The 16763-nt window shown below is 67.3% G+C and carries 16 protein-coding genes; 7 read left to right on the top strand and 9 right to left on the bottom strand.

The features are described 5' to 3' along the window. Positions 1-142: 142 nt before the first annotated feature. Together rplT and rpmI are read right to left on the bottom strand one after the other, a co-directional pair. A complete protein-coding gene (gene rplT / locus ACTZWT_RS21385; RefSeq protein WP_322514687.1) occupies positions 143-502 on the bottom strand; it encodes a 50S ribosomal protein L20 in 360 nt (119 codons plus the stop codon). An 87-nt stretch (positions 503-589) separates the two neighbouring features. Continuing rightward, positions 590-790 carry a 50S ribosomal protein L35 gene (gene rpmI, locus ACTZWT_RS21380; protein WP_011438945.1) on the bottom strand — a complete coding sequence of 67 codons (201 nt, stop codon included), beginning with the start codon at positions 788-790 and terminating at the stop codon, positions 590-592. Positions 791-1188: 398 nt separating this feature from the next. Here rpmI and ACTZWT_RS21375 point away from each other — a divergent pair, with 398 nt between their 5' ends. After that, positions 1189-1608: a hypothetical protein gene (locus ACTZWT_RS21375; RefSeq protein WP_444771691.1), complete on the top strand. Its 420-nt coding sequence runs from the start codon at positions 1189-1191 to the stop codon at positions 1606-1608. 132 nt (positions 1609-1740) lie between these two features. On the opposite strand, the gene ACTZWT_RS21370 is transcribed toward ACTZWT_RS21375, so the two are convergent. After that, on the bottom strand, positions 1741-3945 hold the full coding sequence (locus ACTZWT_RS21370) for a transglycosylase domain-containing protein (RefSeq protein ID WP_444771690.1): 2205 nt from the start codon (positions 3943-3945) through the stop codon (positions 1741-1743). Between the two features lie 195 nt (positions 3946-4140). On the opposite strand from ACTZWT_RS21370, the gene ACTZWT_RS21365 reads away from it, so the two are divergent. Then, on the top strand, positions 4141-4392 hold the full coding sequence (locus ACTZWT_RS21365; RefSeq protein ID WP_444771689.1) for a hypothetical protein: 252 nt from the start codon (positions 4141-4143) through the stop codon (positions 4390-4392). Between the two features lie 36 nt (positions 4393-4428). On the opposite strand, the gene ACTZWT_RS21360 is transcribed toward ACTZWT_RS21365, so the two are convergent. The 3 genes from ACTZWT_RS21360 to ACTZWT_RS21350 form a co-directional block, all read right to left on the bottom strand. Continuing rightward, positions 4429-4635, bottom strand: coding sequence for a hypothetical protein (locus tag ACTZWT_RS21360; protein ID WP_444771688.1), 207 nt, complete (start codon positions 4633-4635; stop codon positions 4429-4431). A 276-nt stretch (positions 4636-4911) separates the two neighbouring features. Further along, positions 4912-6132 (bottom strand): ABC transporter substrate-binding protein, encoded by a 1221-nt coding sequence (locus ACTZWT_RS21355; RefSeq protein ID WP_444771687.1) that lies wholly within the window; start codon positions 6130-6132, stop codon positions 4912-4914. A 138-nt stretch (positions 6133-6270) separates the two neighbouring features. Beyond that, positions 6271-6639 carry a DUF1304 domain-containing protein gene (locus tag ACTZWT_RS21350; RefSeq protein ID WP_444771686.1) on the bottom strand — a complete coding sequence of 123 codons (369 nt, stop codon included), beginning with the start codon at positions 6637-6639 and terminating at the stop codon, positions 6271-6273. 84 nt (positions 6640-6723) lie between these two features. Between ACTZWT_RS21350 and ACTZWT_RS21345 the strand changes: the two genes are divergently transcribed. Then, a complete protein-coding gene (locus tag ACTZWT_RS21345) occupies positions 6724-7152 on the top strand; it encodes a DUF1330 domain-containing protein (RefSeq protein WP_444771685.1) in 429 nt (142 codons plus the stop codon). 150 nt (positions 7153-7302) lie between these two features. Continuing rightward, positions 7303-10065, top strand: coding sequence for an ATP-binding protein (locus ACTZWT_RS21340; RefSeq protein ID WP_444771684.1), 2763 nt, complete (start codon positions 7303-7305; stop codon positions 10063-10065). An 8-nt stretch (positions 10066-10073) separates the two neighbouring features. On the opposite strand, the gene ACTZWT_RS21335 is transcribed toward ACTZWT_RS21340, so the two are convergent. After that, positions 10074-10520 (bottom strand): hypothetical protein, encoded by a 447-nt coding sequence (locus ACTZWT_RS21335; protein ID WP_444771683.1) that lies wholly within the window; start codon positions 10518-10520, stop codon positions 10074-10076. Then, a complete protein-coding gene (locus ACTZWT_RS21330; RefSeq protein ID WP_444771682.1) occupies positions 10517-10993 on the bottom strand; it encodes a MarR family winged helix-turn-helix transcriptional regulator in 477 nt (158 codons plus the stop codon). Before ACTZWT_RS21330 ends, ACTZWT_RS21335 begins: the two co-directional genes overlap by 4 nt. Before the next feature lie 125 nt (positions 10994-11118). Here ACTZWT_RS21330 and ACTZWT_RS21325 point away from each other — a divergent pair, with 125 nt between their 5' ends. Further along, positions 11119-12735 carry a GAF domain-containing protein gene (locus tag ACTZWT_RS21325; protein ID WP_444771681.1) on the top strand — a complete coding sequence of 539 codons (1617 nt, stop codon included), beginning with the start codon at positions 11119-11121 and terminating at the stop codon, positions 12733-12735. Positions 12736-12749: 14 nt separating this feature from the next. Next, complete coding sequence (locus tag ACTZWT_RS21320) at positions 12750-13115, top strand: response regulator (protein WP_444771680.1); 366 nt, start codon at positions 12750-12752, stop codon at positions 13113-13115. A 25-nt stretch (positions 13116-13140) separates the two neighbouring features. Here ACTZWT_RS21320 and ACTZWT_RS21315 read toward each other — a convergent pair whose 3' ends face one another. Next, positions 13141-15939 carry a [protein-PII] uridylyltransferase gene (locus ACTZWT_RS21315; RefSeq protein ID WP_444771679.1) on the bottom strand — a complete coding sequence of 933 codons (2799 nt, stop codon included), beginning with the start codon at positions 15937-15939 and terminating at the stop codon, positions 13141-13143. A gap of 167 nt (positions 15940-16106) precedes the next feature. Between ACTZWT_RS21315 and ACTZWT_RS21310 the strand changes: the two genes are divergently transcribed. Beyond that, a complete protein-coding gene (locus ACTZWT_RS21310; RefSeq protein ID WP_444771678.1) occupies positions 16107-16616 on the top strand; it encodes an OsmC family protein in 510 nt (169 codons plus the stop codon). Positions 16617-16763 lie beyond the last annotated feature (147 nt).

The raw sequence follows: 16763 nt of genomic DNA, 5'->3' as shown, positions 1-16763 counted from the left end.
GCCGCCGTTCCCCTCAAGAAGTCATGCCCGGGCTTGACCCGGGCATCCATCGCTTCTCGAAATGATGGATCGCCGGGTCAAGCCCGGCGATGACGGTCAACCCGGTGGCAGGTCGGGCCGCGGACGCGGCCTCGACTGAACCTCAGGCCGCGAGAGCGGCCTTGGCCTTCTCGGCAATCGCCTGAAACGCCGCCGGTTCGGTGATCGCGAGGTCCGACAGCACCTTGCGGTCGACGATCACGCCCGATTTGGCGAGGCCGTTGATGAACACGCTGTAGGTCATGCCGAGCGGGCGCACCGCGGCGTTGATGCGCTGGATCCACAGCGCGCGGAACGTCCGCTTCTTGCGCTTGCGATCGCGGAAGGCGTATTGGCCGGCCTTGTCGACCGCGGCCTTGGCGGCGCGGATGGTGTTCTTGCGGCGGCCGCGGAAACCCTTGGCTGCCTTGTAGACCTTCTTATGCTTGGCGTGAGCCGTCACACCGCGTTTGACGCGAGCCATGACTGATCTCCTTCATCTGAAATTGGTTTGCTTGGCCGCGCGGACGCGGCCCGATGAGGCTGCCGCGCAAAGGCGCGGCGTGAACGGTCAGGCGTTCGGCAAGAAATACTTCTTGATGTTGTCGCCGTCGGTCTTGAAGATCACGCGGGTGCCGCGAAGCTGACGGATCTGCTTCTTGGTGCGCTTGATCATGCCGTGGCGCTTGCCGCGCTGGGCGGACATCACCTTGCCGGTGGCGGTGACTTTGAAGCGCTTTTTGGCGCCCGATTTGGTCTTCAGCTTGGGCATTTGGCTCTCCTATGCCACGCGCAAAATGCGCCGATGAGGCGCTGCGCAGGCTCAAAATGCTCGTTAGAGCGTTGAAGTTGCTCGGTTTATTCCCTTGCGGGAAAAACCGGCAGGCTCATCGCCACGGCAGCCCTTGATCAGCCGGGCGACGAAGGTTGCGCTTATGGCAGAGCGCGGCCGGATTGGCAACGCATAACGCCGCGCAGCGGGCGACCCGCCCGGCCGGGATCGCCCTCGGCGGGCGAAATGGCCCCGGCGGCCGAACCTTTCGGCGCGCAGCCTCGTCGCATACTCGGTAGACACACTTTTGGGCGATACTTGGCAGGATATCTTGGCAGGATATGCGCCGGGGCCGGCCGTTCGCATCCCCGGTCGCCGCTTCATTGTCGGAGACTCCCATGACGTGCTCTGTCAGTTCACCTTCCGGACGGTTCGTCGGCATCGCCCGGACCGGCCTCGTTGCCGCCGCCGCTCTGGGTCTGGGGCTGGTCGCGGCCGCCGGCGACGCCGAGGCGGCGAAACGGCGTGCCGGCCAATTCGACGGCATCTGGAACGTTGTGTTTGCAACCAGGGCCGGCAATTGCAGCCCGACCTACAACGCGCCGTTCGCCGTGCAGGGCCGCCGCGTTTCCTCTGCCGGCGGCGGCAAGGTCACGGGCGGGATCACCGGCGGCGGCAATGTCGCGGTTAAGATCTCGGTCGGCGCCTCGGTCGCCAGAGGCCGCGGCCGGCTGTCGGGCAATTCCGGCTCCGGCATCTGGAGCGGCCTGATCCAGGGCGACCGCTGCCGCGGCGTCTGGCAGGCGACGCGGAGCTGAGGTCCCAACGCGGTCGTCGCGAGCATCAACCCTCCCCTCCAGGGAAGGGTGAAGAGAGCGCCGCCGCAATCCTCGATATCAGGTTGAGGGTCGGGGCTCGCGGGCACTGCGTCCGACCTTGGGTGACCGAGGCTATCGTCCGAACAGCCGGTCCATCAGCCAGCCGTCGAGGCCGCTGTCGGCTTCGGGGCGGACATTGGCGCGGGCGGGTTGCGGGCGGGCGGCGGAGGCTGCCGGGACGTTGACGATCTGGGTCTCGCCGCGCGGGCCGGCCTGCGCGATCGTGCCGCCGGGCGATGCCGCGCCGGCGACCAGCGGGCCGCCGCTCCAGCCGCCGCCGGGCAGCGGCTGCGGCGCGGTGCCCTGCAGCGCGGCGCGCATGAAGCGGGTCCAGACGTCGACCGGCAGGCCGCCGCCGGTCGCCTTCCGGGTCGGCGAATTGTCGTCATTGCCGAGCCAGACGCCGGTGACCAGCGCCCCGGTGTAGCCGATGAACCAGGCGTCGCGGAAATCCTGGCTGGTGCCGGTCTTGCCGGCGGCGATCCAGCCCGGCAGGTCGGCCTTCTTGGCGGTGCCGGATTGCAGCGTCTCCCGCATCATGGTGTTCATCATCGCCACCGCACGCGGATCGACGATGCGGTTCGGCGGATCGTTCGGCCGCGCATACAGCAGCTTGTTGCCGCTCGCGGTGCGGATGCGGTCGACGACATGCGGCGACGCCGCCAGCCCGCCATTGGCGAACGGCGCGTAGGCGCCGACCAACTCCAGCACCGACACTTCCGAGGTGCCGAGCGCGATCGAGGCGTTGGCCTCGAGCTTGGAGGCGATGCCGAGCCGATGCGCGGTGCGCACTACGTTCTTCGGTCCGACCTCGAGGCCGAGCCGCACCGCCACGGTGTTGAGCGACATCGACAGCGCCTGGGTCAGCGTCACCGACCCGAAATATTCGTGGGTGTAGTTCTCCGGACGCCAGCCCTTGACGTCGAGCGGCGCGTCCTGCCGGATCGTCTCCGGCGTCAGCCCGGCCTCGATCGCCGTGAGATACACGAACGGCTTGAACGCCGAGCCCGGCTGCCGCTTGGCGGTGACGGCGCGATTGAACTGGCTGTCGGCGTAGTTGCGGCCGCCGATCATCGCCCGCACCGCGCCGTCCGGCGTCATCGCCACCAGCGCGCCCTGCGAGACCTTGAACTTCACGCTCTTGGCCGCGAGTTCATCGATGATCGCGGCTTCCGCCTCGGATTGCAGCTTCGGATCGATCGAGGTCTCGACCACGATCGACTGGTCGATCTGTCCGACCAGATCGTCGAGCACCTCGCCGATCCAGTCGGCGACGTAGTTGATGGTGCCGGCGCCGGTCGGCTTGACGGTGTAGACCGGATTGGCGATCGCGGTGCGGGCCTGCTTGTCGTTGATGAAGCCGGCGTCGGCCATCGCCGCGAGTACGAGCTGGGCGCGCTTCTCGGCGCCCTCCGGATTGCGGTTCGGCGCCAGCCGCGACGGCGATTTGACCAGACCCGCGAGCATCGCCGCCTCGACCAGCGTCACCTCCCTGGCCGATTTGCCGAAATATCTCTGTGACGCCGCCTCGACGCCATAGGCGCCGGAGCCGAAATACACCCGGTTGAGATACAGTTCGAGAATCTCGGTCTTGGAATGCTTGCGCTCCAGCCACAGCGCCAGCTCGACCTCCTGCAGCTTGCGCATCAGGGTGCGGTCCTGGGTCAGGAACAGGTTCTTGGCGAGCTGCTGGGTCAGCGTCGAGCCGCCCTGCGACACGCCGCGATGCAGCACGTTGGCGACCGCGGCGCGCGCGATGCCGATCGGGTCGACGCCGAAATGCTGATAGAAGCGCCGGTCCTCGATGGCGATGAACGCCTTCGGCAGATAAGGCGGCAATTCCTTCAGCGCCACATTGGTGCCGGCCATCTCGCCGCGCACCGCGAGCTGACTGCCGTCGGCGCCGACGATGGTGATGGTCGGCGGCCGCTTCGGAACCGCCAGCGACTGGATCGGCGGCAGGTGCGCGCCGACCCACACCATCAGGCCGACCACCGCCAGCACCGCCCAGATGCCGGCGACCGCGGTCCAGTACACGGTGCGGGCGACGAGCCGGCGCAGCCCGCCTTTGCGGCGGGATTTGCCGCGCGGCTTGCGCGACCCGCCGCCGCCGGTTCTGGCGGCCTGCGGTTTGGCCTGAGTTTTGGGCTTTTTCGGACGGTCGTCGTCGGCCACGCTGACCCGATCCTGCGGACTGAGGCGCAGGCCGGACAGCGATTCGGCAAAGCCGAATTTCGGCTCCCGCCGTTCGCCGGCTTTGTTCTTGCCCACCGCCATTCGCAACGCCCACGCCGACCGATGCGGGACCGTAGCGGAGCGGGTTTAAGGCCCGGTAAAGCCATGGTTAAGGTCGGGTTCCGGGGTTCCGGCGAAGTCGTCGACATTCGGTCGGGCCCCGCTTGAGGCATCTCAAACGGCCTTTCCGGCGGCCTGCGATAGATCGGCCGCCAGCGAGCAACATGAGAGCGATGGATGACCCGGGTGCTGAAGACCGCCGATGAGATCGAAACCCTGCTGCTGCGGGACGTCCGCCAGCAGCGCCATTGCGACAAGGTCGAGGCGATCAGGATTCGCCCGTGCCCGCCCGATGACGACAGCAACGGCGCCAACTGGAAGGTGGCCTCGGTCGATCCCGGCCAGGCAAGCCGGGAATTCGCCGGCGCCGCCGTGATGATCGCAATGGACCGGCTGCAGCGCGAGGTCAGCGTCGTTTCCGGCGAATGAGGTCTGCCCGGGGAACGGGCCGCGGTCGCGGCGGCCTCAGTGGTAATCGCGCCGAGGCGGGGTGATGCCGATCTCGCCCATCAGCCAGCTCTTCATCTTCGCACGACTGGCGAAGCGCTTGGCTTCCTGGAGCAGTTCTTCGCGCTCGTCGCCCTCCGGCGTCAGCGCCGCCTCGATGTATTTGGCGACCGCGAGTTCTTCGAGTTGTTCGACGGTGAAATAACGATTGGATTCTGCTCTCATCGTGATCTCGCCGCGCAAGCGGCGCTCCCGGAATCGTCCGTGTCCAGCGATGGTCGCCGCGATCAAATTCGATGATTCGGCGGAACCTGTCTGTCACGTTTTGACCGACATCGGGACGATCGGCGGGAACCAGCGATCAAGATCACTGATTGGGTTACCGATTAGTTGTGCGTAGTTCTACGGTGCCTGTGAATTTACCGGCGCCGGAAAGAGTCCGCGCGTCGTCCCGGGCGGCGATCTGCATCGCGCCCGGGACGACGTTCAGGTCGCGCCGCTTCACATCGCGGCGTCGTCCTCGAGGATCGGGCCGAACAGCTCCCAGCGCTCGCCGTTGAACTTCATCATCCGCAACTGCTTGTTGACGCGGAAGTCGGTCGGCGAGGTATTGATCGACATGCCCGGCAGCGACAAATCGAGCGTGACGTTCTTCAGATTGGCGGCCTGCTTCATGATGTTGTCGCGGGTGAGATTGTCGCCGCACTGCTTCAGGATGGTGATCAGCAGTTCCGCGGTGGAATAGCCGTAGCTGTTGACGGTGTTCATTTTGTCGCCTTCCGGATAGTACTTGTCCATGAAGGCGAAGTACTTCTTGACGCCGGGGTCGTCGGCCCATTGCGGGTCGGCAGGGTCCTTGCCGTAATTGACGCTGATGATGCCCTTGGAGATGTCGAGGCCGGCGGGCTTCAGCGTCGCCGACACCGGGCTGGCGTTGATGTCGAGGATGTGCACCGGGTTCCAGCCGAGATCCGCGACCTTCTTGATCGCCTGCGCGGCGAAGCGCGGCGTCGATGCGTCGTACAGCAGCGTGGCGCCGGCGGATTTCAGCTTGACGATCTGCGAGTCGACGGTCGGGTCGGTGAGTTCGTAGGACGTCTCCGCCACGATCATCTTGTCGGCCTTGTCGCCGAGGCCCGCCCTGAGCCCGGTGACGTAGTCGCGCCCGAGATCGTCGTTCTGGAACAGCACGCCGATCTTGGCGTCGGGGTGGTTCTTCAGAATGTAGCGCGCGTAGATCCGGCCCTCGGTCTGGTAGTTCGGGTTGTAGCCCATCGTCCAGGGGAAATTCTTCGGATCGGTGAACCGCGTCGCGCCGGTCGCCGCGAGCAGTTGCGGCACCTTCTTGGCGTTGAGATATTTCTGCACCGCGGCGTTGGACGGCGTGCCGATGATCTGGAAGGTCAGCAGCACCTCGTCGCTCTCGACCAGCTTGCGGACCTGCTCGACCGCCTTCGGGGGCGAATAGGCGTCGTCGTACTGGATCAGGTTGACCTTGCGGCCGTTGATGCCGCCCTGGTCGTTGATCATCCGCATATAGGCGGCCTGGGTCTTGCCGATGCCGGCATAGGCCGAGGCGGGACCGGAGAACGGCACGGTCTGGCCGATCTTGATCTCGATATCGGTGGCGCCGGTGTCGTATTTCTTCTGTGCCGCAGCCGGGGCGGCAGTGAGCACAATCGCAGCAACAGCCGCCGTGGCGGCCTGAAACAGGCTCTTCATCGGTCGTCGACTCCCTGTGGCTCGTGACCGGCGGTCTTCTGTGAAGCCGCCGTTAGCAGGGAGTGTGGATCAGCACCGCAACTCTGGCAATGGCGCCGTGACTTGCGAATCGGCGCGGGGCACGCGCGTGCGGTGCAACTAAGCCTTCGCCAGCCAGGCCAGGATCAGCGCCAGCGCCGCCGGCGCGGCCTGCACATAGAGGATGCGCCGGCTGACGCTCCAGCCGCCGTACAGGCCGGCGACGATCACGCAGCCCAGGAAGAACGTCGCGAGCTGCAGCGCGACGGCGGGATCGGGTTGCAGCAGACTCCAGATCAGGCCGGCGGCGAGAAAGCCGTTGTAGAGGCCCTGATTGGCGGCGAGCACGGCGGAGCCGGCCGCCTTCTCGGGCGTGTTGCGGAAGGTCTTCAGCCCGAGCGGCCGGGTCCAGAGAAACATCTCGACGATCAGGAAATAGACGTGCAGCGCCGCGACCAGCGCGATCAGGGTGTTGGCGACAGCGATCACGGCAGCCCTCCGAAATGCAGACAACAGCGCCGACGGCGTGATAGTAGCACAGCCAAACGAGGCCGGCGCAATGGGGAGGGATGAATGACCGGGCATATCGATCCGACCAAGGAAGTGTTTGCGCAGTTTCGCGAGAACGATCGCGACGGCCCGATCCACATGCTCAATCTGGTGCGGCTGAAGCCGCGCGCCGCCTATCGCGACGGCCGCGAGGCGAGCGGGGCGGAGGCCTATGCGGCCTATGGCCGTGAGTCGCAGCCGGTGTTTTCGCGGCTCGGCGGCAAGGTGGTCTGGCAGGGCGCGTTCGAGCTGATGCTGATCGGTCCGCAGCAGGAGCACTGGGACCACGTCTTCATCGCCGAATATCCGAACGTGGCGGCGTTCGTCGAGATGATCCGCGATCCGGCCTATCGCGAGGCGGTCAAGCATCGTCAGGCGGCGGTCGAGGATTCCCGGCTGATCCGCCTGAAGCCACTGCCGGCGGGTGAGGGGTTCGGCCAGATCCCGGAGTAGTTTCGAAGCACGGCGCGGCTGCAAGGCGTTGCGCCGCCGCAGAGGCAATACCACCATCGGCTAAAGCGGCTCGATTCGGTGGCGCTCGGGGCGCCCATCGGATAGCGTGCCGTGCGCCGATTGCAATTCCATCGGCAGGAGAAGCGGCGCGTGCGTTTGTCGGTGCGTCTGACGTTGGCGATGACGGCGCTGGTGCTGTGTGCAGTGGCGGCGGTCGGCGTCCTGGCTTACTACAATATCGGTCGCGCCGTGGTGCCGGCCGAGCTCGCGCGCCTCGCCGGTCAGGCCAAGGCGCGGCTGGGCGGGTTCGATGCAATCCTGCGGTCGCTGCATAATGAAATTCTCGCCGCGCGGACCCTGCCGGCGCATCAGGGCGTCGTCCGTGCCGTCCTCAATAACGGCGTCGATCCGCAGGACGGACTGACCGAGGCGAAGTGGCTGCGGCATCTCGGCGAAGTCTATGCCGGCCAGATGCGGGTGAAGCCGGGCATCGTCCATTTCAGTCTGATCGGCATTGCCGATGGCGGTCGCGAATTGCTGCGCGTCGATCGCGGCGGACCTGCAGGCGAGGCCCGCATCGTGCCGGCCGGGGAACTGGGGCGGTTCGACGATCGCGAGTTGTTCGAGCGGACGATGGCGCTGTCCGACCAGCAGATCTACGCCTCGCCGATCCGGGCCGGGCCGGACCGCCATGGTGACGCGACGCCGACGCCGATGATCTCGATCTCGACCCAATTGCGGACGCCGGCGGGCGAGCCGTTCGGCATGATCGTGCTCGACTTCGACCTGCGACCGACCTTCGAGCGGATCCGCGCCGCGCTCGACAACAACACCAAGGTGTATTTCGTCGACTCCCGCGGGGGCTATCTGCTGGATCTGCTCGACGGGCGGGTGATGCCGTCGGGCAAGACCGGCCGCTGGCAGGACGATTATCCCGATCTGGCGAAGGCACTGGGCGACAGGCCCGGCACCGCCACGGTGCTCACCGCGCCCGATGGCGAGCGGGTCGCGGCGGCGATCGTAACCGCGAAGCTGGTCGGCGGCCTGGGCGTCGGGGTGATCGAGACCGAGGATTTCGAGCGCATCATCGCGCCGGCGACGGCGCTGCAGACCACCAGCGTCACGGTCGCGCTGGTCGCCGCGGTGGTGGCGGTGCTGCTGTCGGCGCTGCTGTCGCGCTCGCTGGCCCATCCCGTGGCGCAGATCACCGCCGCGGTCGCAGGCTTCACCCGGACCGGACGGCTGGCATTGCCGACCGGGCTGAAAGGCGAGCCCAGGATCCTGGCCGCCGCGTTCGCGCAGATGGTCGACGAGATCGACGAGGCCACCGCGGCGCTGCGCGCCAAGTCGGAGGTGCTCGATAAAACCATCGCCAGCATGGCCGATGCGGTGCTGGTGATCGACGCCGAAGGGCGCCGGGTCTTCGCCAATCCCCCCGCCAATGCGATCTTCGGTGATTTCCGGGACATCGGATCGGAGGCCTGGAGACGCGAGTATCAGCGCTTTCGCGCCGACGGCGTCACGCCGATGCCGGAGACGGAATGCCCGGCGCGCCGCGCCTCCATGGGCGAGAGCTTCGACAATGTCGAGATCGGGATCAGGCGCGGCGGCGGGCCGCTGCTGCAGCTCGCCGCCAGCGCCCGCACCATGCACAAGGCCGACGGCGCGTTCGACGGCGCTGTGATCGTCTATCGCAACGTCACCGCGCTGAAGGAGACCGAACGGCAACTGCGGCAGGCGCAGAAGATGCAGGTGATCGGCCAGCTCACCGGCGGCGTCGCGCACGATCTCAACAACATCCTCACCGTGCTGACCGGCGGCGTCGAGATCCTCGCCGACGGCGTCAGCGACCGTCCCGCCCTCAAGGACGTGGCGCTGATGGTCGATCAGGCGGTGACCCGCGCCAGCGACCTGACTCACGGACTGCTGTCGTTCGCGCGCAAGCAGCCGCTGCAGCCGCGCAGCATCGACGTCAACGCGCTGATGCAGGAAACCGCGCGGCTGCTGCGCTCGACCCTCGGCGGCGACATCGAGGTCGAATTCGATCCCGCGCCCGGCGTGCGCCCGGCGCTGGCAGACCCGTCGCAGCTTTCCAGCGCCCTGATCAATCTGGCGATCAACGCCCGCGATGCGATGCCGAACGGCGGCAGGTTGCGGCTCGCTTCCGGCAATGCCGATCTCGACCAGCGCTATGCCGATCAGCACGACGAGGTCAGTCCCGGCCGCTACGTGGTGCTGGCGGTGACCGACACCGGGACCGGCATCCCGGCCGCGATCCGCGACCGGGTGTTCGAGCCGTTCTTCACGACGAAGGCGGTCGGCGAAGGCACCGGGCTCGGGCTCAGCATGGTGTACGGCTTCGTCAAGCAGTCCAACGGCCACATCGAGATCTGCAGCGACGAGGGCGCCGGCACCACGATCCGGTTGTATCTGCCCTGCGCCGCTGCGCAGGACGATGCCGGCGATGCCGGCACCCCGCGGCAGGCGGAAGGCGGTCGCGAGACCATCCTGGTAGTCGAGGACGATCTGCTGGTGCGCAGCTATGTGATGACCGATCTGGCGGCGCTCGGCTACACCGCGCATGCCGCCGCGACCGCCGCACAGGCGATGGCGCTGGTGTATGACGATCTCGAATTCGATCTGCTGTTCACCGACGTGAAGCTGTCGGGCGGTATCGACGGCCGTCAACTCGCCGATGCGTTGCGCAAACACAGACCCCGTCTCAAGGTGCTGTTCACGTCCGGTTACACCGACGACACGCCGGGGCAGTCGGGGGGATCCGCCGACGCGGAACTGCTGTTGGAGAAGCCCTATCGCCGCGCCGAACTGGCGCGGATGCTGCGGCTCGCGCTCGGCGGCGAGGCGGCATCCGCGCAGGCTGGCGACGGCGAGGTCCGCTTGCGCGGCACGTAGTTATCGCGTCAAGCCCGCGCCGGCGCGAAGCGGCGGGTCAGTCTGAAGCCGTCGCGGATGTTGAGGCCGAGCAGCGCGAGGTTGACCGCGCCTGCCACGAGTTCGAGCGCCTGCACCGCGGTGAAGGTCTGGTCGAACAGCCCGGCGCTCGCCCGCTGCTGCAGAAAGATCGCGCACGGCACCAGCACGACGACGCCGTTGAGGGCGATGAAAGGCATCCGCTTGCGCTTCCCCACGACGTCGGGGTGTTGCGACTTGCCGCCGAGCCTGAAGCCGCTGGCGCCGGCGAGCGCGATCGACGGCACCAGCAGCAGCAGGCCCCACAGGATCGCCAGCTTGACGGCGGCGATGCTCTCCGGATCGCCGCCGAGTTCGACGGCGACGGTCGACAGCCAGAAGCAGAGGATGGTGAGAAAGGCGATGATCCCGGCGACCGGGTGAAGCGTCCTGATCATTCTGAACTCCCGTTCTCGGTGTGTTGTTCGAGCCGGCCCCGCAGGGCCGCGAGGTTGTCGGTGGTCTTGCGGAGTTCGCGGAGCGCCAGCGCCGAGGCCATCGCGTCGGCGACCGGATGCCACAGCTCGGTAGCGCGGGCGAAGGCGCGCCGGCCGCGCGGCGTCATCACCACGAGCCTGGCGCGCTTGTGCGCAGGGTTGGGCTCGAAGCCGACCAGGCCGGCCTCGGCCAGTTCGTCGACGATGCGCTGCACCGACTGGCGGGCGAGCCCCATATTGTCGGCGAGCCGGGCGACCGAAAACGCACCTCGGCCGTGCGCGATCGATCCCAGCACCTGCCAGCGCGCACTGGTGAGGCCGAGCGGCTTCACCAGCGCATCGCCGAACCGGATCAGCGCACCGTTGAGCCGGAACACTTCCAGCACCAGCGCATTGGCGGGATGATCGAAAGGTGCTTGGGGCTCGTCTTTCATGACATCATACTGCCATATTGGCAGCATGCTGTCAAATAATTTCGGTCTTGCGGCCCCGCGGATTGGCCTTGTGGGGCTCGAGAGATCGGGTAAAACGCCGCTAACACAGGACCTTTGGAGTTCCGTTGGAACCGCCGGACTACACCTTCGACCGCGACAGGCTGACGGCTCTTTCCCGGTTCGCCATCCTCGACACGCCCCCCGAGCGCGGCTTCGACGATATCGTCGAACTGGCGACGCTGATCTGCGAGACGCCGGTCGCTCTGGTCAGCCTGGTGTTGGAGGATCGCCAATGGTTCAAGGCGCGGATCGGGTTCGACGCCTGCCAGACCGATCTGAACAGTTCGGTGTGCGCCCACGCGCTGATCGAGCCCGATCTCCTCGTGGTTCCCGATCTCACTTGCGACGCGCGTACACGGAATAATCCGCTGGTCACCGGCGATCCGCTCATCCGGTTCTACGCGGGCGCGCCGCTGCGCACGGCGGATGGTCATGTGCTGGGCAGCCTCTGCGTGATCGATACCAGAATCCGGCCCGGCGGCCTCACCGATGCCCAGGCCAACGCGTTGCGCAACCTGGCGCGCCAGGTCGTGGCGCAACTCGAACTCCGCCTTGCGGTCGCGCAGCGCGATGCGCTGCTGGCCGAGCAGAAGGATGCGGAGATCCGCCGCAACGGCCTGCTCGAAATCGGCGACCGGCTGCGCGACGCCACCACGGTCGGCGAGGTGACCCGCGCCGCCGCCAAGGTCGTCGGCGAAACGCTGCAGGTCGCGCGCGCCGCGTTCGGCCGGTTCGACGAATCCGGCGAGGGCGTCGAGATCGAACCGGACTGGACCGCCGACGGCGTGGTGTCCGCGGCCGGCCGGCACCGGCTCGCCGATTACGGCGACAATCTGCTGGCGGGTGTGCTGAAGGGGCAGCCGCTGGTCATCACCGACGTCACCACCGATTCCGCCACGGCCGGGCACATCGAGGCGCTGCTGGCGCTCGATGTCCGGTCGCTGGTCAACGTGCCGGTGATCGAACACGGCCGCACCGTGGCGATGCTGATCGTCCACGCCAGCGAGCCACGGGTGTGGTCGCCGGAAGTGCTGGCCTATCTCGGCAACATCGCCGACCGGATCGAGACCGCCGTCGCCCGGCTGCGCGCCGAGGCGCAGCAGCGCCTGCTGAACGACGAACTCAGCCATCGCATGAAGAACACCATGGCGCTGGTGCAGGCGGTCGCGTCGCAGACGCTGAAGAACGTTCCCGACAAGGCGCCCGTCAAGGCGTTTTCCGACCGGCTGCTCGCGCTCAGCATGGCCCACGACGTGTTGCTGCAGCAGGACTGGCGCGCCGCCCCGGTGCGGAGCATCGTCGAAACGGCGATCTGCATCTTCGACGATGTCGGCCGGTTCGACGTCTCGGGGGGCAGCGTCCCGCTGGGATCGCGGTCGGCGCTTTCGCTCGCGCTGCTGCTGCACGAGCTGACCACCAACGCCGTGAAATACGGCGCGCTGGCCAACGACAGCGGGCGCGTGCAGATTGCCTGGACGATCGAAGACGCGGACGGCGAAGCCGAGCTTCGGCTGCGGTGGCGTGAGTCCGGCGGCCCCGCCGTCGCTCCGCCGTCGCGCCAGGGTTTCGGCTCGCGACTGCTGAAGATGGGGCTGGCGGGCACCGGCGGCGCGCAGCTTCATTATCATCCGGCGGGCGTCGAGGCGGAATTCAGGGTTTCGCTCGCCGAATTGCAGACCTAGCCGGGGCAGGACCAATGCTGGATCGAGAAACTGTCGTACTGGTCGTCGAGGACGAGCCCGTTCTGCGCATGAACGTGGTCGACCTCGTCGAAGATGCCGGCTTCGTCGCCGTCGAGGCGGCGAACGCCACGCAGGCCCTCGGCGTGCTCGAAAGCCGCTCCGACATTGGCATCATCCTGAGCGACATCGACATGCCGCCCGGCATCGACGGCACGGCGCTGGCCGCCATCGTCCACGATCGATGGCCACCGATCGCGATCATTCTGGTGTCCGGGCACGCCGCCGCCGAAGACGTCCGGATTCCGGGCGGCGGCGAGTTCTTCAGCAAGCCCTATCGTGGGGCCGATATCGTCGATGCGCTCAACCGGCTGGCGGCCTGAACTATCGCGCCGCGCCGCGGCGTCGTCACGCCGCCGGCTGCTGCTCGGCGTCGCCATTGGCGAGCAGGTGCACCAGCGCGCGCTTGATCGCGGCCTGCCGGGTCGGCGCGGTGATCTGGGCGCCGAGCAGATCGGTGACGTAGAACACGTCGCGGGCGCGTTCGCCGAAGGTGGCGACATGGGCCGAGGCGATGTTGAGGTTCAGCTTCGAGATCGCGGTAGTGAGCTGATACAACAGGCCGGGGCGGTCGAGGCCCGAGACCTCGATCACGGTGTAGCGGTCCGACCAGTTGTTGTTGATCGAGACTTCCGGCTCGACCACGAAGGCGCGCAGCTTGGTCCGGCCGTTGGTGGCGCGGCGGGCGACCGCTTCGGGCAGCCGCAGCTTGCCTTCCAGCACGTCCTCGATCATCTCGCCGATCCGGGTGGCTCTGCGGCCCTCGTCCTCGTCGCGGTCGTATTCGCGGCGGATCGAGATCGTGTCCAGCGCGCGGCCGTCGGTGGTGGTGTAGATCTGGGCGTCGACGATGTTGGCGCCGGCCGAGGCGCAGGCTCCGGCGATGATCGACAGCAGCCAGGGATGGTCGACCGCCAGGATGGTCAGTTCGGTGACACCGCGCGCCTCGTCGAAGCCGACATTGACCGCGAGCTTGTGGCCGGCCTGTTCGGAGGCGCGCAGGAAGCGAGCGTGGCGGATCTTGCGCGCCAGCTCGACCTTGAGCCAGTAGGCCGGATAGTGCCGCGCCACATAGGCGTCGAGTTCGGCCTCCGGCCATTCGGTGAAACTGGCGCGGAATTCCGCCTGCGCGGCGCGGATGCGCTCGGCGCGGTTGACCTCGGAGAAGCCGCCGGTCAGCACCGGCTCGGTCTCGTAATACAGCGTGCGGATCAGCTGCGCCTTCCAGCCGTTCCAGACGCCGGGGCCGACGCCGCGGATGTCGGCGGTGGTGAGGATGGTCAGGAGCTTCATCTGCTCGACCGATTCGACCACGGCGGCGAAATTCTCGATCGTCTTGCGGTCCGATAGATCGCGCGACTGCGCCACCGTCGACATCACCAGGTGCTTGTCGATCAGCCAGGCGATCAGTTCGGTGTCGGCGGCGTTGAAGCCGAACCGCGGACACAGCCGCCGCGCCACCTTGGCGCCGGCGGTGGAGTGATCCTCGGGCTGGCCCTTGGCGATGTCGTGCAGCAGCACCGCGACGTACAGCACCGCGCGATGGTCGGGCCGGATTTTGCGGATGAGGTCGGACGACAGGATGAATTCGTCGTTGCCGCCGCGCTCGATCTCCTGGAGATTGCCGACGCAGCGCAGCAGGTGCTCGTCCACCGTGTAGCTGTGATACATGTTGAACTGCATCATCGAGACGATGCGGCCGAAGGCGCGGATGAAGCGGCCGAGCACGCCGGTCTCGTTCATCCGCCGCAGCACCGGCTCGGCATTGTCCGAGGTCAGGATCTCGATGAACAGCCGGTTGGCCTCGGGATCGTCGCGGAGCTGGGCGTTGATCAGTTGCAGCGAGCGCGTCACCGTCCGCATCGCGTCGGGATGGAAGGCGAGGCTGTTCTTCTGCGCCAGCCGGAAGATCCGGATCAGATTGACCGGGTCGTGCTTGAACACGTCCGGCATCGCGCAATTGATGCGGTTGTTGTCGATGACGAAGTCGTCGCTCTCGGGCACCCGGCGGCGCGTCGTGCCGGGCCGCAGCCGCGCCATCATCCGCGACAGCGCCGGCGCCGGCTTGGCCTGCTGGTCCTCGAGCTTGGCGCACAGGATCGCGGTCAGATTGCCGACCTTCTTGGCGATCAGGAAGTAGTGCTTCATGAAGCGCTCGACGTCCTGCATCCCGGGATGCGAGGTGTAGCCGAGCCGCACCCCGATCTCGCGCTGCAGGTCGAACGACAGCCGCTCCTCGGCGCGCCGCGTCAGGAAGTGCAGGTTGCAGCGCACCGACCAGAGGAAATCCTCGCAGCGGCGGAAGGTGCGGAATTCGATCTGGTCGAACACGCCGTGTTCGAGCAGTTCGCTGGTGCCGCGGACGCGGTAGACGTATTTGGCGATCCAGAACAGCGTGTGCAGGTCGCGCAAGCCGCCCTTGCCGTCCTTGACGTTGGGCTCGACCAGATAGCGCGACTGGCCGGAGCGGCGGTGGCGCTCCTCGCGCTCGGCGAGCTTGGCGGTGACGAATTCGGCGGCGGTGCCCTCGACCACTTCCTTGTCGAAGCGGTCGACCAGTTCCTGATACAGCGCCTTGTCGCCGGTCAGGAACCGGGTCTCCAGAATCGCGGTCCGGATCGTCATGTCGGCGCGCGCCTGGCGGATCGATTCGTCGACCGAGCGTGTGGCGTGGCCGACCTTGAGGCCGATGTCCCACAGGCAATACAGGATCACCTCGGCGACCTGCTCGCCCCAGGCGGTCTGCTTGTAGGGCAGGATGAACAACAGATCGATGTCGGATTCCGGCGCCATGAGCCCGCGGCCGTAGCCGCCGGTGGCGACCACCGACATCCGCTCCGAACTCGACGGCGTCGGCGAATTGTAAAGATACTGCGTCGCCGCCATGAACAGCAGGCGGATGATCTCGTCCTGGACGAAGCACAGCCGCTCTGCGCAGCGCCGGCCGTGGCGGTCGCGCAGCAACTGTGCCTCGGCCTCGGCGCGCGATTTCGCCAGCTCGGCCTTCATCAGCATCGCCAGCGCGGTGCGGAAGCCCTGGCCGTTGCCGGCGTGCTGCCCGGCCAGCACCGCGATCTCGGCGGTGATCCGCGGGGTATCGAACCGCTCGTCGGCGGCCGGCCGTTGAGGTGTCACGACTTTGTCCATGCGACTCCGGATATCGGACGCCGCCTGCGCTGTCACGAAATTCCGCGTGAACAGCCGCCCCGGCCGATCGCCCGCCGGTCGACTTTGGTTCCGGCCGACGGCCGCCGGCGAGGTGACAGCCGTCGAATTCCGGCATTAGATACCAAAAACAAGGGAGGGAGAGAACCATGGATGCCGCCACGCTGCGCGCCACCCAGGCGCCGCTCAAGGAGCGCTTCAAGTCCGACCCGGACGCCGCGCTGATCACGCTGACGGCCAAAGGTGCGGTCGACGGCCCGGGCATCGCCTGCCGGCTTGAGACCGGCCGCGGGCTGGCGCAGGCCGGGCTGCATCCGTCGGCCGGCGGCTCCGGGCTCGATCTGTGCTCCGGCGACATGCTGCTGGAGGCGCTGGTGGCCTGTGCGGGGGTGACGCTGAAGACGGTCGCCACCGCGATCGAGCTGCCGCTGAGCGATGGCCGCGTAACCGCCGAGGGCGATCTCGACGTGCGCGGCGCGCTCGGCATCGACAAGGATGCGCCGGTCGGCTTCCGCGAAATCCGCCTCCGCTTCGAGGTCGGCACCGACGCGCCGCAGGACAGGCTCGATCTGCTGCTCAAGCTCACCGAGCGCTATTGCGTGGTGTACCAGACCATCAGGAACGGCCCGAAGGTCTCGGTGTCGCTGCAGCGGGTGTGAGCGGCTCCGGGCTTTTCCGCCGCCAGCGGGGCGGAAGTCCCGCAAGCGATCGATGAGCGATCCGGCGTTGCCTATCCAGATGTCGTCCCCGCGCAGGCGGGGACCCATACGCCGCAGCAGTTCGTTTGAAGTGCTGTGGCAGAGGCA

It is taken from the genome of Rhodopseudomonas sp. NSM (assembly GCF_052445935.1).
In the GTDB taxonomy this organism is placed as follows: domain Bacteria; phylum Pseudomonadota; class Alphaproteobacteria; order Rhizobiales; family Xanthobacteraceae; genus Rhodopseudomonas.
The sequence above is the reverse complement of the archived record's forward strand: the minus strand, read 5'-3'. Positions and strand labels throughout refer to the sequence as shown.

What these genes read in the sequence shown, in the direction of transcription:
- ACTZWT_RS21360 (WP_444771688.1), bottom strand. Translation starts at nt 4,635, where the DNA reads ATGAGAGCAGAATCCAATCGTTATTTCACCGTCGAACAACTCGAAGAA.
- ACTZWT_RS21355 (WP_444771687.1), bottom strand. Translation starts at nt 6,132, where the DNA reads ATGAAGAGCCTGTTTCAGGCCGCCACGGCGGCTGTTGCTGCGATTGTG.
- ACTZWT_RS21335 (WP_444771683.1), bottom strand. Translation starts at nt 10,520, where the DNA reads ATGATCAGGACGCTTCACCCGGTCGCCGGGATCATCGCCTTTCTCACC.
- ACTZWT_RS21345 (WP_444771685.1), top strand. Translation starts at nt 6,724, where the DNA reads ATGACCGGGCATATCGATCCGACCAAGGAAGTGTTTGCGCAGTTTCGC.
- ACTZWT_RS21310 (WP_444771678.1), top strand. Translation starts at nt 16,107, where the DNA reads ATGGATGCCGCCACGCTGCGCGCCACCCAGGCGCCGCTCAAGGAGCGC.
- ACTZWT_RS21375 (WP_444771691.1), top strand. Translation starts at nt 1,189, where the DNA reads ATGACGTGCTCTGTCAGTTCACCTTCCGGACGGTTCGTCGGCATCGCC.
- ACTZWT_RS21330 (WP_444771682.1), bottom strand. Translation starts at nt 10,993, where the DNA reads ATGAAAGACGAGCCCCAAGCACCTTTCGATCATCCCGCCAATGCGCTG.
- ACTZWT_RS21370 (WP_444771690.1), bottom strand. Translation starts at nt 3,945, where the DNA reads ATGGCGGTGGGCAAGAACAAAGCCGGCGAACGGCGGGAGCCGAAATTC.
- ACTZWT_RS21315 (WP_444771679.1), bottom strand. Translation starts at nt 15,939, where the DNA reads ATGGACAAAGTCGTGACACCTCAACGGCCGGCCGCCGACGAGCGGTTC.
- rplT (WP_322514687.1), bottom strand. Translation starts at nt 502, where the DNA reads ATGGCTCGCGTCAAACGCGGTGTGACGGCTCACGCCAAGCATAAGAAG.
- ACTZWT_RS21365 (WP_444771689.1), top strand. Translation starts at nt 4,141, where the DNA reads ATGACCCGGGTGCTGAAGACCGCCGATGAGATCGAAACCCTGCTGCTG.
- ACTZWT_RS21320 (WP_444771680.1), top strand. Translation starts at nt 12,750, where the DNA reads ATGCTGGATCGAGAAACTGTCGTACTGGTCGTCGAGGACGAGCCCGTT.
- rpmI (WP_011438945.1), bottom strand. Translation starts at nt 790, where the DNA reads ATGCCCAAGCTGAAGACCAAATCGGGCGCCAAAAAGCGCTTCAAAGTC.